General features: G+C 59.4%; 12 protein-coding genes. 4 read left to right on the top strand and 8 right to left on the bottom strand.

Going from position 1 to position 14127, the window contains the following annotated elements:
- Positions 1-2 precede the first annotated feature (2 nt).
- Positions 3-794, top strand: a complete 792-nt coding sequence (gene pcaD, locus AC1D1M_RS17810) for a 3-oxoadipate enol-lactonase (RefSeq protein ID WP_477776678.1) — start codon at positions 3-5, stop codon at positions 792-794.
- Positions 795-804: 10 nt separating this feature from the next.
- Complete coding sequence (gene pcaC, locus AC1D1M_RS17805; protein ID WP_007976697.1) at positions 805-1197, top strand: 4-carboxymuconolactone decarboxylase; 393 nt, start codon at positions 805-807, stop codon at positions 1195-1197.
- A 137-nt stretch (positions 1198-1334) separates the two neighbouring features.
- Here the strand turns inward: pcaC and AC1D1M_RS17800 are convergent, their stop codons facing one another.
- From AC1D1M_RS17800 to AC1D1M_RS17785, 4 genes are all read right to left on the bottom strand, one after another.
- Entirely contained in the window at positions 1335-2594 is a 1260-nt protein-coding gene (locus AC1D1M_RS17800) for an OprD family porin (protein ID WP_477776677.1), read from the bottom strand.
- A 362-nt stretch (positions 2595-2956) separates the two neighbouring features.
- Positions 2957-4417: an efflux RND transporter outer membrane subunit EmhC gene (gene emhC / locus AC1D1M_RS17795; RefSeq protein WP_477776676.1), complete on the bottom strand. Its 1461-nt coding sequence runs from the start codon at positions 4415-4417 to the stop codon at positions 2957-2959.
- Entirely contained in the window at positions 4417-7578 is a 3162-nt protein-coding gene (emhB, locus tag AC1D1M_RS17790; protein WP_477776675.1) for an efflux RND transporter permease subunit EmhB, read from the bottom strand. The genes emhC and emhB overlap by 1 nt, the downstream gene beginning before the upstream one ends.
- Before the next feature lie 3 nt (positions 7579-7581).
- Complete coding sequence (locus tag AC1D1M_RS17785) at positions 7582-8739, bottom strand: efflux RND transporter periplasmic adaptor subunit (protein ID WP_477776674.1); 1158 nt, start codon at positions 8737-8739, stop codon at positions 7582-7584.
- A 277-nt stretch (positions 8740-9016) separates the two neighbouring features.
- On the opposite strand from AC1D1M_RS17785, the gene emhR reads away from it, so the two are divergent.
- Positions 9017-9649, top strand: coding sequence for an efflux system transcriptional repressor EmhR (emhR, locus tag AC1D1M_RS17780; protein ID WP_477776673.1), 633 nt, complete (start codon positions 9017-9019; stop codon positions 9647-9649).
- Positions 9650-9952: 303 nt separating this feature from the next.
- Here the strand turns inward: emhR and AC1D1M_RS17775 are convergent, their stop codons facing one another.
- The 4 genes from AC1D1M_RS17775 to AC1D1M_RS17760 all read right to left on the bottom strand — a co-directional run bounded on the left by AC1D1M_RS17775 (position 9953) and on the right by AC1D1M_RS17760 (position 13326).
- The gene (locus AC1D1M_RS17775; RefSeq protein ID WP_477776672.1) at positions 9953-10483 is read right to left on the bottom strand and encodes a hypothetical protein; all 531 of its coding nucleotides are present in this window, start codon (positions 10481-10483) and stop codon (positions 9953-9955) included.
- Between the two features lie 258 nt (positions 10484-10741).
- Positions 10742-11791 carry an alkene reductase gene (locus AC1D1M_RS17770; RefSeq protein ID WP_150754129.1) on the bottom strand — a complete coding sequence of 350 codons (1050 nt, stop codon included), beginning with the start codon at positions 11789-11791 and terminating at the stop codon, positions 10742-10744.
- A 30-nt stretch (positions 11792-11821) separates the two neighbouring features.
- A complete protein-coding gene (locus tag AC1D1M_RS17765) occupies positions 11822-12988 on the bottom strand; it encodes an MFS transporter (protein WP_477776671.1) in 1167 nt (388 codons plus the stop codon).
- Between the two features lie 35 nt (positions 12989-13023).
- The gene (locus AC1D1M_RS17760; protein ID WP_007983055.1) at positions 13024-13326 is read right to left on the bottom strand and encodes an ArsR/SmtB family transcription factor; all 303 of its coding nucleotides are present in this window, start codon (positions 13324-13326) and stop codon (positions 13024-13026) included.
- A 170-nt stretch (positions 13327-13496) separates the two neighbouring features.
- On the opposite strand from AC1D1M_RS17760, the gene AC1D1M_RS17755 reads away from it, so the two are divergent.
- A complete protein-coding gene (locus tag AC1D1M_RS17755; RefSeq protein ID WP_477776670.1) occupies positions 13497-14075 on the top strand; it encodes an acyl carrier protein phosphodiesterase in 579 nt (192 codons plus the stop codon).
- Positions 14076-14127 lie beyond the last annotated feature (52 nt).

The raw sequence follows: 14127 nt of genomic DNA, 5'->3' as shown, positions 1-14127 counted from the left end.
CTGTGGCTTTTGTACAACTCGCCGAGGGCGAACTGCATTACCAACTCGATGGACCGGTCGATGCGCCGGTGCTGGTGCTGTCCAATTCCCTGGGCACCGACCTGCACATGTGGGACGCGCAGATCCCGGCGTTCTCCGAGCATTTTCGCGTGTTGCGTTTCGACACCCGCGGCCATGGTCAGTCATTGGTGACGCCGGGGCCTTATAGCATCGAGCAACTGGGCCACGACGTGCTCGCCTTGCTGGATGCCTTGCACATCGAGCGCGCGCATTTCTGCGGTTTGTCCATGGGCGGGCTGATTGGCCAGTGGCTGGGGATCAATGCCGGCGAACGCCTGAACAAGCTGATCGTGTGCAACACCGCGGCGAAAATCGGCGATCCGTCGGTGTGGAACCCGCGCATCGAAACCGTTCTGCGTGATGGCTCGGCGGCCATGGTTGCCCTGCGCGATGCGTCGATTGCACGCTGGTTCACCCCGGATTTCTCTGCAGCTAATCCAGCGGCGGCCAAGCAGATTACCGACATGCTGGCGGCGACTTCGCCTGAAGGTTATGCGGCCAATTGCGCGGCAGTGCGTGATGCTGACTTCCGCGATCAGCTGTCCTCGATCAAGGTGCCGCTGTTGGTGGTTGCCGGAACTGAAGACGCAGTCACGCCGCCATCCGGTGGGCACTTCATTCAGGAACACGTGCCGGGCGCCGAGTACGCCGAGTTCTATGCGGCGCACTTGTCCAACGTCCAGGCCGGCGCTGCGTTCAGCGAGCGGGTACTGGCGTTTTTGTCGGCTCATTAAGGGGATTGTTGTGGACGAGAAACAACGTTACGACGAGGGCATGAAAGTCCGTCGCGCGGTACTGGGCGACGCCCACGTCGACCGCAGCCTGACAACCCTGACCGAGTTCAACTCGGAGTTCCAGGAAATGATCACCCGTCACGCCTGGGGCGACATCTGGACGCGTCCGGGCCTGCCGCGCCATACCCGCAGCCTGATCACCATAGCCATGCTGATCGGCATGAACCGCGAGGGCGAACTCAAGTTGCACCTGCGCGCTGCCGCCAACAACGGCGTCAGCCGTGGCGAGATCAAGGAAGTGATCATGCAGAGCGCAATCTACTGCGGGATTCCGGCGGCCAATGCGACGTTCCATTTGGCTGAATCGGTGTGGGATGAGTTGGGGGTTGAGTCGCGGGAGTAAGCGGTAAAACGGTGAACAACCTGTGGGAGCGAGCTTGCTCGCGATGGCGGTGTAACAGTCAATGTAGATGTTGAATGTTACGACCTCATCGTCGGAACGCCGCCCGGAGCAAGCTCGCTCCCACATTTGTTTTGTGTTTACAGCAAGCTGATCGGATAGCTGATGATCAAGCGGTTTTCATCGAACTCGTTGTTGCTGTAATCCCGGCGCATGGTCGAGTTACGCCATTTCAGGTTCAGGTCCTTCAGCGCACCGCTTTGCACGGTGTAGCCCAGTTCCGATTCACGTCCCCATTCCTTGCCATCGGTGATGCTGCCGGTGTGCACGTTGTCGCCACTGATATAGCGGTTCATCAGGGTCAGGCCCGGTACGCCGAGGGCGACGAAGTTGTAGTCGTGGCGCACTTGCCAGGATTTCTCTTGGGCATTGTCGTAGCTGGAGTTGTAGCTATCGTTGGCCAGGGTGCCGCCGCTGGTGCCGTTGACCCGCATCCAGGCATTGTCCCCCGTGAGTTTTTGCAGGCCGACGTAGAACGTGTTGCCGCCGTATTTGGCCGAGAACAAGCCGTACATGGTTTTGTTGTCCAGCTCACCGGCCCGGGCGCTGCCGTCATCCTTGCCATAGAAGAATCCAAGGTTGGCGCCCAGGGTCCAGTCACCAAGCGGTTGGCTGTGGATCAGGTTGACGAATTGCTGGCTGTAGATGTCCTTGAGCTCGGCATTCCACAGACCGATCTGGGTGCGCTTGTCGTTGAACACGTACTCGCCGCCCTGGAAGTTGAAACGGTCGGAGGTGAACGCGGCTTTGCCGGTCATCGACATGTCGTTCATGCTGCTGTCGTCGCGTGGGCTGTTCTGGCGGAACTGGCCGCCGTAGAGCGTCAGGCCATTGATTTCCTTCGACGTGATCTGGCCGCCGCGGAAGGTTTGCGGCAGCGAACGGCCGTCGTCGGAGCGCAGGATTGGCAGCACTGGCATCCACTCGCCGACCTTGACTTCGGTCTGCGACAGCTTGGCCTTGAACGCCACGTTGGTGCGGCCGAAGTTGTCTGCCGGGCGACCGTCGTGGTCCAGCGGCAGCAGTTGCGTGCCGCCGGTGCCTTTGCCGCCATCAAGCTTCACCGAATACAAACCGAGCACATCCATGCCGAACCCGACGGTGCCCTGGGTGAACCCGGATTTGGCGTCGAGGATGAAACTTTGCGTCCACTCTTCAGCCTTGCCCTGGGCCTTGGCCGGGTTGGTGAAGTTGCGGTTGATGTAGAAGTTGCGCAGGTTCAGGTTGACCTTGGCCCCTTCGACAAAACCCGACTCCTCGGCGCTGGCGGGCAGGGCCGCGCTGGCCAGGGCGGCGGCGATCAGGCTGGGAACGAAATACTGCGCGGTGGAAGACGTCATGAGCTCGGGTCTCTCTAATTCTTGGGGATGAAACGGGGTGATGCCGCAACCCGGGGTTGCAGACGAATATTCGAAATCAGCACAAAACGAAGCAGGTCAGCCGGAGAGGGCAGGGCGCGGGGGCATGGTGTCGAACCTGTTGTTATTGGTTTTGTGGTTCGGATGGTGTGGGAAATGTACTGGATGGTTCAATTGCTAAAGGCGGTTTTTGGGCGATTATCGAACAGCAAAAGATCGCAGCCTTCGGCAGCTCCTACAAGGGAACGCGAATTTCCGCGTAGGAGCTGCCGAAGGCTGCGATCTTTTGATTTTAGCCAACAAAAAGCCCACCAACCGGTGGGCTTCGTGTTTTCACAGCGCTATCAGAAGTACTTCATCTTCGGCGCTTCTTCTTTCAACGGCTCGTTCTTCGCCGTCTGTTCGTTCCAGCCACCACCCAGGGCCTTGTACAGGTTGACCTGGCTGACCAGCTGCGCCAGACGGTCGGTGATCAACACCTGTTGCGCACTGAACAGCTGACGCTGGGCATCGAGGAAGGTCAGGTTGCTGTCGACACCGATGCGGTAACGACGCTCGGCCAGGCGGTAGTAGTCCTGGTTGGCACTGACGAAATCTTTCTGTGCCTGCAACTGCTGGACGTAGGTCTGGCGGGCAGCCAGGCCGTCGGCGACTTCCTGGAAGGCCGTTTGAATGGACTTCTCGTAGTTCGCCACGCCGATGTCTTTCTGGATTTTCGAGTAATCCAGGCTGGCGCTCAGGGCGCCGGCGTTGAAGATCGGCAGGTTGATCTGCGGCTGGAACAGCCACGTGCCCGAACCACCCTTGAACAGACCGGACAGGTCCGGGCTCAAGGTCCCCGCATTGGCCGTGAGGCTGATGCTCGGGAAGAACGCAGCCCGCGCCGCGCCGATGTTGGCGTTGGCAGCCTTCAGGTTGTACTCGGCCTGAAGGATGTCCGGACGACGATGCAGCAAGTCCGACGGCAGGCCGGGCGGCACGTCGCTCAGCAGGTCGTCGTCAAGCGGTTTGGCCGCTTGCAGGTTGGCCGGGATACCGGTGCCGAGCAGCAGCACCAGGATGTTCTCGTCCTGGGCGACCTGACGGGTGTACTTGGCCAGTTGCGCACGGGCGTTTTCCACCGAGGTGCGCGACTGCGCCAGGTCCAGGGCCGAGGCGACCCCGACCTCGTTGCTGCGGGCGGTGAGCTTGTAGCTCTCCTCGAAGGCGGCCAGGGTGTCCTGGGTCAGCTTGTACAGTTCCTTGTCGGCCTGCCAGGTCAGGTAGGCATTGGCCACGCTGGCCACCAGGCTGATTTGCGTGCTGCGGCGGCCTTCTTCGGTGGCGAAGTACTTCTGCAGCGCCTCTTCGTTCAGGCTGCGAACCCGACCGAACAGGTCGAGTTCATAGGCGCTGACCCCGACCGTGGCCGAGTAGGAACTGACGATGCCCGACTGACCTGTTTGCGAGGAGTTTTCCGGAACCCGCTGGCGGCTGCCGGTGCCGTTGGCCGAGACGGCCGGGAACAGATCGGCACGGGAGATGCGGTATTGAGCCGCGAACGCGTCGATGTTCAGGGCCGCGACACGCAGGTCACGGTTGTTTTCCAGGGCCACCTGGATCAGCTGTTGCAACGCCGGGTCATGGAAAAACTGCTTCCAGCCCTGCTCGGCAGCGGCTTGCGCCGGTGCCTGGGCCGGCGAGTACGCCAGGCCCTGCGGGTACTGGCCCGCCACCGGCGCTTCGGGCTGCTGATAATCAGGTATCAGCGAGCAGCCACCGAGCACGAAGGCGGCGACTGCCAGGGAGAGTAGCGACTTGCTCATTAGCCAGCCTCTTTAGGAGTTTCAGTAGCGTCATCCTGGTCGGCGATTTTGCGCTGGCCTATGGACGACACGGTGACGAAGAACAGCGGGACCCAGAAGATTGCCAGCACAGTCGCCGTGATCATACCGCCGATCACGCCGGTACCGATTGCATGCTGGCTACCGGAACCTGCGCCCGTGGATATCGCCAGTGGTACCACACCCAGAACGAAGGCGAGCGAGGTCATGATGATCGGTCGCAAACGCATGCGGCACGCCTCGATCGCCGCATCGCGCAGGCTACGCCCTTGTTCGTGCAGTTCCTTGGCAAATTCGACAATCAGAATGGCGTTTTTCGCCGCCAGACCGATAGTCGTCAACAAACCTACCTGGAAGTACACGTCGTTGGACAAACCGCGCAGGCTGGTAGCCATCAGTGCACCGATGATCCCCAGCGGCACTACCAACATCACCGCGATCGGAATCGACCAGCTTTCATACAACGCCGCCAGGCACAGGAACACCATCAGCAGCGACAGGGCGTACAGCGCCGGCGCTTGCGAACCGGACAGACGTTCTTCGTACGACAGGCCGGTCCAGGAAATACCGACACCCGCCGGCAGTTTCTTGGCAATGGCTTCGACTTCGAGCATGGCTTCACCGGTGGAATAGCCTGGCGCCGGGGCACCGAGGATTTCCATCGCTTCCACGCCGTTGTAGCGGGCCAGTTTCGGCGAACCGTAAATCCACTCGCCCTTGGCGAACGCCGAGAACGGAACCATGGTGCCGACGCTATTGCGCACGTACCACTTCTGCAGGTCTTCAGGGCCCATTCGAGCGCCTGGCTGGCCTTGCACGTAAACCTTCTTCACCCGACCACGGTCGATGAAGTCGTTGACGTAGCTACTGCCCAGGGCAATCGACAGGGTGTTGTTGATGTCGGCGATGGTAATGCCCAGGGCACTGGCCTTCTCGTCATCGATTTCCAGCTGGTATTGCGGTTCGTCGTTGAGGCCGTTCGGACGCACTTGAGTCAGAATCTTGCTTTGTGCGGCCATACCGAGGAACTGGTTACGCGCTTGCATCAGTTTTTCGTGGCCGATACCGGCGCGGTCCTGCAGGAACACGTCGAAACCGGTGGCGTTACCCAGTTCCAGTACCGCCGGTGGCGCGAAGGCGAACACCATGGCATCGCGGAAGGTGAAGAAGTGCTGCTGGGCACGGGCCGCCACCTTGAACACGTTGTTGTCGGCGTTACGTTCGTCCCAAGGTCTGAGCATGATGAACGCCATACCCGAACTCTGGCCACGGCCGGCGAAGTTGAAGCCGGTCACGGTAAACACCGAGTTCACCGCATCGCCTTCACCGCCATCCTTGCCCGGACGCAGCAGGAATTCACGCATTTCGTCCACGACCACCTGGGTACGCTGGGACGTCGAACCGGCCGGGGTCTGCACCTGGGCGAACAGTACACCCTGGTCTTCCTCAGGCAGGAACGCTGTTGGTATGCGGGCGAACAGCCAGATCATGCCAACCACGATCAGCAGATACGCCAGCAGATACGGGATCTTGCGCTGCAGGATATTGCCGACACCGCGTTCGTAGCTGCGAACGCCGCGGTCGAAATTGCGGTTGAACCAGCCAAAGAAACCGCGTTTCGGGGTGCCGTGCTCGCCTTTCGGAATCGGCTTGAGCATGGTCGCGCAAAGCGCCGGGGTGAAGATCAGTGCAACCAGTACCGACAGGGCCATGGCCGAGACGATGGTGATCGAGAACTGCTTGTAGATCACACCGGTGGAACCGCTGAAGAACGCCATGGGCAGCAGAACCGCCGACAGCACCAGGGCGATACCGACCAGTGCGCCCTGGATCTGGCCCATGGATTTCTTGGTGGCTTCCTTGGGTGACAGGCCTTCTTCACTCATCACCCGTTCGACGTTTTCCACCACGACGATGGCGTCGTCCACCAGCAAACCGATGGCCAGCACCATACCGAACATGGTCAGGGTGTTGATGCTGAAACCGGCGGCCGCGAGGATCCCGAATGTACCGAGCAATACCACCGGCACGGTCATCGTGGTGATGATGGTGGCACGGAAGTTCTGCAGGAACAGGAACATCACCAGGAACACCAGCGCGACCGCTTCGACCAGGGTGTGAACCACGCCCTTGATCGATTCCGTTACTACCGGAGTGGTGTCATACGGGAACACCACTTCCATCCCTTGCGGGAAGAACGGTTTGAGGCTGTCGATGGTCGCGCGCAGGGCCTTGGCGGTATCCAGAGCGTTGGCACCGGTGGCCAGTTTCACCGCCAGACCGGAAGCCGGGGCGCCGTTAAACTGGGCGTTGATGCTGTAGTTCTCACCACCCAGACCGACTTCGGCAACATCTTTCAAGCGAACCTGGGAACCGTCCTTGTTGACCTTGAGCAGGATCTTGTCGAATTGCTCCGCGGTCTGCAGGCGGGTCTTGCCGATGATCGTCGCGTTCAACTGGGTGCCGGGCAGGGCCGGCAGGCCGCCGAGTTGGCCGGAGGACACCTGGACGTTTTGCGCAGCGATGGCGGTTTTGACGTCGATCGGGGTCAGGTTGTAGTTGTTCAACTTGGCCGGGTCGAGCCAGATACGCATGGCGTACTGGGAACCGAACACCTGGAAGTCGCCGACACCGGCGGTCCGCGAGATCGGGTCCTGCATGTTCGACACAATGTAGTTGGACAGGTCGTCCTTGGTCATGCTGCCGTCACGCGACACCACGCCGATCACCAACAGGAAGTTCTTCACCGCCTTGGTGACGCGGATACCTTGCTGTTGCACTTCTTGCGGCAGCAGCGGGGTGGCCAGGTTCAGCTTGTTCTGGACCTGAACCTGCGCAGTGTCGGAGTTGGTGCCTTGCTCGAAGGTCGCGGTAATGGTCATGGTGCCGTCGGAGTTACTTTCCGACGAGACATAACGCAGGTTGTCGATACCGTTGAGCTGTTGCTCGATCACCTGAACCACGGTGTCCTGTACCGTTTGCGCCGAAGCACCCGGGTAGGCCACGGAGATGGCGATCGCTGGAGGCGCAATGCTCGGGTACTGGTTGATCGGCAGTCTGAGGATCGATAGTGCCCCGACCAACATGATCACCAGGGCAATTACCCAGGCGAAAATCGGACGGTCGATAAAAAATTTCGACATGGTTTACTCCCCTTTGCCGCCAGAGGCTTTATCAGCTGCCTGGGCGGGGGCCGGGTTCGTTACGGCTACGTTGGTCGCTTCACTGGCCTTGACTTCGATGCCGGGTTTGACGAATTGCAGACCTTCGGTGATCAGGCGATCGCCGGCCTTCAGACCGTCTTCGATCAGCCATTGGTTACCGACGGTGCGGTTGGCCTTGAGTTGACGCAGTTCGACCTTGTTGTCCGGGCCGACAACCAGTGCGGTCGGCGTACCTTTGAGGTCGCGGGTCACGCCTTGCTGCGGGGCCAGGATCGCCGCGCTGTTCACACCGGCCAGCAACTTGGCGTGCACGAACATGCCAGGCAGAAGGGTGTGATCAGGGTTCGGGAAAATCGCGCGCAGGGTGACGGAACCGGTGGTCTGGTCAACCGAGATTTCGGAGAACTCCAGCTTGCCGTCCTGCTTGTACTCGCTGCCGTCTTCGAGGGTCAGCTTGACCGAGGCTGCGTTATCGCCAGCCTTTTGCAGGCGACCGCTTTCCAGCTCGCGGCGCAGTTGCAACAGCTCGACCGAGGACTGCGTCACGTCGACGTAGATCGGGTCGATTTGCTGAATCACCGCCATCGCGTCGACTTGGGCATTGCTGACCAGCGCGCCTTCGGTCACCGAGGAACGGCCGATGCGGCCGGTCAGCGGGGCATAGACCTTGGTGTAGCGCACGTTGATCTGCGCGGTTTGCAGCGCGGCTTCCGATTGCAGGCGATTGGCCACGGCGGTGTCGTATTCCTGACGGCTTACGGCTTGTTCGTCGACCAATTGCTTGTAGCGGTCGGAAATCGACTTGGTCGAACGCAGGTTGGCTTCGGCGCTGGCGAGCGTTGCTTCATAGATCGACGGGTCGATCTGATAGAGCTGCTGGCCGGCCTTGACGTCACTGCCTTCCTTGAACAGGCGCTTGAGAATGATGCCGTTGACCTGCGGGCGGACTTCGGCAATGCGGAACGCACTGGTACGGCCGGGCAGATCGGATGTCAGGGTGAAAGCTTGCGGTTGCAGAGTCACGACGCCGACCTGAGGCGGTGGGGCGGCCGGTGCTGCCTCTTCCTTTTTGCATCCGCTGAGTAGCGATGCCAGGGCGACGGCGGCGACCAGAGCGGTAACAGCTGGCTTGAATTGCATGAAAATCCTCGGGTCAGGCGCGCAAGGAGCGCACTAGAAAGGTGGAAGGTTGAAAAGTGTTTGCCGAGTGGATAAGTAGCTTGCTAAGGAATATACTTACGTACATGGCTGTTTGTAAATACCCAGGCTGCGTATCAACGTCGTTACACCGGCCGTTACACAAGCCGTTGAAAGGTTGAAATTGTAGGCCGGGGACGCCCCCCCAGAACGTTCGCCCCACTTTTATTCAGCTGATGTTCAGGCATCGCTGAAGCACCCTGATTGAGGTTGTACTGCCATGGTCCGTCGTACCAAAGAGGAAGCTCAGGAAACCCGCGCGCAAATTCTCGTGGCGGCCGAAAAGGCTTTTTTCGAGCGAGGCGTGGCGCGCACGACCCTGGCGGACATCGCGACCCTGGCCGGCGTCACTCGAGGGGCCATTTACTGGCATTTCAGCAACAAGGCGGATCTGGTGCAGGCCATGCTCGACACCTTGCATGAGCCGCTGGAAGAAATGGCCAAGGCCAGCGAGAGCGAAGACGAACTCGATCCCCTGGGCTGCATGCGCAAACTGTTGATTCATTTGTTTCATCAAATTGCGCTGGACCCGAAAACCCGACGCATCAATGAGATTCTTTTTCATAAGTGCGAATTCACCGATGAAATGTGCGACCTGCGCCAACAACGGGTATCAGCCAGCCTCGAATGCAATGTGCGGATCGGCCTGGCCCTGAGTAATGCCGTGAATCGCGGCCAGTTGCCGAAAAACCTCGACACCGCCCGCGCCGCGATCAGCTTGCATGCTTATATTGACGGCATCCTGTACCAGTGGTTGCTGGCCCCTGACAGTTTTGAATTGCACGCCGAAGCCGAGCGTTGGGTCGATACGGGGCTGGATCTGTTGCGCTTCAGCCCCAGCCTGCGCAAATAAAGCAAAATGCGTAATCGGCGTCTTGTGTGTCAACCGTTGAAGCCGAAGATGAACAGTTCTTCACGCGCCCTTCGACAATGGGGTGCTTTTATATACTTACACTCGGCAGGTTGACAGGTTGCAAGCTCAGTAATTTGTAGGGAATTTGTGTCGAGCTTGCATGGGGAGTGAACCTCGTGCGGGTATCCCTACTGAAAAAAATGAACCCCAGCTTTGCGAGCCGGGGCTTGGAGTGGCCGAAGAAAAACATAGCAAGCTGACCTGATGCGTTTTTTCACCGGCGTCTTTTTTGTCTGACCAATATCAACCGACTCTCAAGTCGACGCTAAAACTGAAGGGCGCCTCTTCATTTTTTTTTGTGATGTCGGCAGTGACTTTATATGAGCTGTTGCTGTTGCCGGATCGCGTTGTTGTTTTTGACCAGTTCGGTTTCAGGTTTGGATGCAGGACGCCGAACCCCACCGAAACTGTCAGCTGAATAGCTAACGTAAGAATTAATCCATCTTCGGTAGTGTATGAGAACTTTTGCAGGATCGGGGCGAACTGTCTTTTGTTGTAATGCAGTCCATTGCTGGAGAAATCCCGAAAGTATGGAAGTTCGAGGGTTTGCTCGTCGTACGCTTCGATGTCGAAAGCTGATAGCGACGTTCCGGTCAAATCCCAGCCTGCTTTCAGGAGCCGGATCGGGCCATCGGTGTTGTTGGAAATGTTGATGGTCATTACGGTGTATTGATTGGGGTACCTAGTGGCTGAGTAAAAAACACTGGTCTCTCCAAGTTCAAGTTCTGTGCGTGCAATGATGTGGGGGACGTGTAGCGGACCATTGTTTTTCATGTTGTTAATCCTTAAGAGTTTTAGTGAGGCTTTCCATAGCGCTCGATCTATTTTGGCGAGGCGTTGTAAAGTATTAGATTTTTTTTTGAGTTTGTCCGGGGTTTAATTGTATTTTTATATGGATGTACGTATGGGTGTGATGCAGGTTTAGATGGCGGGTAAGTTGTTAGGGCTTTCGGTATGACAAGCGGTTTTTGGCATGTTTAAAGCAAAAAAGCCCGACGTCAAAAATGCCGGGCGATTCGAGTTTTCGCAGTCTTACAAGGTTGGATAGTCGATGTAACCGACCGGGCCCTTGGCGTAGAACAGTTCCGGACGTGCGTCGTTCAACGGCGCGTCGGCCTGCAAACGTGCCGGCAGGTCAGGGTTGGCAATGAAAGGTACGCCGAAGGCGACTGCATCGGCCTTGCCGCTGGCGAGCAACGCGTTGGCGCTGTCCTTGGTGAAACGCTCGTTGGCAATGTATGGGCCGCCGAAGGCTTCCTTGAGTTGTGGGCCGAGGCTGTCGGCACCTTCTTTCTCACGCGAGCAGATGAAGGCAATGCCACGCTTGCCCAGTTCGCGAGCAACGTAGGTGAAGGTTTCGGCCAGGTTGTCGTCACCCATGTCATGCAAGTCGGCGCGTGGCGACAGGTGCACGCCCACACGGCCGGCACCCCAGATTTCGATCGCTGCATCGGTTACTTCCAGCAGCAGGCGGGCACGGTTTTCCAGGGAGCCGCCGTAGTTGTCGGTGCGCTGGTTGGTGCTGCTTTGCAGGAACTGGTCGAGCAGGTAACCGTTGGCGGCATGGATTTCCACACCATCGAAGCCGGCAGCCTTGGCGTTCTCGGCACCGACGCGGTAAGCGTCGACGATGTCGGCGATTTCAGCGGTTTCCAGGGCGCGCGGCACCGGGAAGTCGGCCAACGGACGCACCAGGCTGACGTGACCCTTTGGCTGGATGGCGCTCGGGGCGACCGGGGCTTCATCGTTCAGGTACAAACCGTGGGAAATGCGACCCACATGCCACAGTTGCAGGAAGATCTTGCCGCCCGCGCCGTGGATAGCCTTGGTCACGTTGGACCAGCCACGCACCTGATCGTTGGACCAGATGCCCGGGGTGTCCGGGTAGCCGACACCCATCGGCGTCACCGAAGTGGCTTCGCTGAGGATCAGCCCGGCGGAGGCACGTTGCACGTAGTACTCGGCCATCAGCGCGTTGGGCACGCGACCTTCGTCGGCGCGGCAGCGGGTCAGCGGCGCCATGATGATGCGGTTGGCCAACTCGAGGTCGCCCAGCTTGATCGGATCGAAAATAGTCGTCATTTAAAGCAACCCTCGTGAGGTAATGGTTGATCAGTTGGTAGCAGGGGCCAGATCGGGATTGCCGCTCTGACGGAAAGTAATCAGGGTCACCAGCAGGGCGAGTACCGCCAGTACGGCTGCCGCGAGGGGCACGCTGGTCAGGCCGAAGCCGTGGGCAATCACGCTGCCGCCGACCCAGGCACCCAAGGCGTTGCCGATGTTGAAAGCGCCGATGTTCAGGGTCGACACCAGGTTCGGTGCGGCCTTGCCGAAGGTCACCACGTTCACTTGCAGCGCCGGTACCGCGGCGAAGCACGCGGTGGCCCAGAGGAACAGGGTGATTTCGGTCGGGATCAGCGCAACGCTGGTCCAGGTCAGCACGGTGGACACCACGGCCATGGTGACGAACACGCCGATCAGCGTCGCGGCCATGCCTTTGTCGGCCAGCTTGCCGCCAATGATGTTGCCGACCGTCAGGCCCAGGCCGATGAGCATCAGGGTCCAGGTCACGCCACGGGGCGAGACGCCGGTGACTTCGCCGAGCAGCGGCGCGACATAGGTGAACAGGGTGAACACCGAGGCGGCGAACAGTGCAGTCATGCTCAGGGACAGCCAGATGCCGCCGCCCTTGAGTGCGGCCAGTTCGGCGCGCATGTCGAGTTTTTCTTCATCACGCTTGGCCGGCAGGAAGCGGATCAAACCGATCAGTGCGATCACACCGATTACCGTCACGGCCCAGAAGGTCGAACGCCAGCCGGCTTCCTGACCGAGGGCGGTGCCCAGCGGTACGCCGAGGACGTTGGCCAGGGTCAGGCCGGTGAACATCAGGGCCACGGCCGAAGCGCGTTTGTTCGCAGGCACCAGGCCGGCGGCTACCACTGAACCGATACCGAAGAAGGCGCCATGGCACAGGGCGGTGACCACACGGGCGAACATCAGCACGTTGTAGTCGCCGGCCACTGCGCAAAGCAGGTTGCCGACAATGAAAATGCCCATCAATGCCACCAAAGCGGCCTTGCGCGGCAGTTTGGCGGTCGCCAGCGCCATGAACGGCGCGCCGATGGCCACGCCCAGGGCGTAACCGGTCACCAGCCAGCCGGCACCGGGAATCGACACACCGAGGTCGGCCGCCACATTGGGCAGCAGGCCCATGATGACGAACTCGGTGGTGCCGATGGCGAAGGCGCTCAAGGCCAAAATAAGTAGCGAGAGGGGCATGGGAAATTTCCTTATCGGCTGGCTGACGTTAAGGGTCAGAGCTCTTTACTGAAGGTTTTGAGGAACTCCTGGATGGTTTCCTCGTTGCGTTTGAAGAAGTGCCACTGGCCGACTTTGCGGCTGCTGATCAGGCCGGCGCGTTGCAGGGTCGCCAGGTGTGCGGACACCGTGGACTGCGACAGGCCGCAACGTTGATCGATCTGCCCGGCGCAAACGCCGTGCTCGTTGCTATGGGACTGGTCGGGAAATTCGACGGTCGGGTCCTTGAGCCAGTGCAGGATTTCTCGCCGTACTGGGTGTGCCAGGGCTTTTATTATTTCGTCGAGATTGATGGTCATGATGTGGGCTCGTGATGTTTAAAACGCTATATCGCGATGAGGCGAACTTTAAATCGGTATTTCGCGATATACAAATATGATTTGGCTCTGACCAACTCACATTTCGGTATATCGAGTTATAACGATATATTGAGTGTAACAAGACAAGGGGGCAGTGCTAAGCTGCGCTGATGAACTATCTCGCACATCTTCACCTCGGTGGCCAGCGTCCCGGCCAATTGCTCGGCAGTCTGTATGGCGATTTCGTCAAGGGACGGCTGCAAGGGCAATTCGCTCCGGAAATCGAGGGGGCTATCCAGTTGCACCGCAGCATTGACGTGTTCACCGATCGCCATCCGCTGGTGGACGTCGCGCTATCGCGTTTCTCCCTGACCCGTCGTCGCTACGCGGGGATCGTGCTCGACGTGTTTTTCGATCATTGCCTGGCCCGGGACTGGGCGCTGTATGCCGACCGGCCCCTGGCGTTGTTCACCTCGGACGTTTACCGGGTGCTATCCAGCGAGCAGCAGTTGCCGGAGCGGCTGGCGAAGATTGCGCCGCACATGGTGGCCAATGACTGGTTGGGGTCGTATCAGGAATTCGAAGTGCTGGAGCAGGTGTTGCGCGGGATCTCGCGGCGCCTGACCCGGCCGGAAGAGCTGGCGGCGGCGATGCAGGAGTTGCGGCGGTTGTATGAACCGTTGAGCGAGGACTTCAGGTTGTTCTATCCGCAGCTTCAGGCATTTGCCCGGAACTACTCAACACCCTGAAACCCTGTGGGAGCGAGCTTGCTCGCGATGAGGCCATCACAGACACCATTGA

Source organism: Pseudomonas sp. P1_F7 (genome assembly GCF_056405655.1).
Note: the sequence above shows the minus strand (reverse complement) of the source record. Positions and strands in the feature narration are given on the sequence as shown.

Coding starts and splice junctions, on each gene's coding strand:
- AC1D1M_RS17800 (WP_477776677.1), bottom strand. CDS start 2,594: ATGACGTCTTCCACCGCGCAGTATTTCGTTCCCAGCCTGATCGCCGCC.
- emhC (WP_477776676.1), bottom strand. CDS start 4,417: ATGAGCAAGTCGCTACTCTCCCTGGCAGTCGCCGCCTTCGTGCTCGGT.
- emhB (WP_477776675.1), bottom strand. CDS start 7,578: ATGTCGAAATTTTTTATCGACCGTCCGATTTTCGCCTGGGTAATTGCC.
- AC1D1M_RS17785 (WP_477776674.1), bottom strand. CDS start 8,739: ATGCAATTCAAGCCAGCTGTTACCGCTCTGGTCGCCGCCGTCGCCCTG.
- emhR (WP_477776673.1), top strand. CDS start 9,017: ATGGTCCGTCGTACCAAAGAGGAAGCTCAGGAAACCCGCGCGCAAATT.
- AC1D1M_RS17775 (WP_477776672.1), bottom strand. CDS start 10,483: ATGAAAAACAATGGTCCGCTACACGTCCCCCACATCATTGCACGCACA.
- AC1D1M_RS17770 (WP_150754129.1), bottom strand. CDS start 11,791: ATGACGACTATTTTCGATCCGATCAAGCTGGGCGACCTCGAGTTGGCC.
- AC1D1M_RS17765 (WP_477776671.1), bottom strand. CDS start 12,988: ATGCCCCTCTCGCTACTTATTTTGGCCTTGAGCGCCTTCGCCATCGGC.
- AC1D1M_RS17760 (WP_007983055.1), bottom strand. CDS start 13,326: ATGACCATCAATCTCGACGAAATAATAAAAGCCCTGGCACACCCAGTA.
- AC1D1M_RS17755 (WP_477776670.1), top strand. CDS start 13,497: ATGAACTATCTCGCACATCTTCACCTCGGTGGCCAGCGTCCCGGCCAA.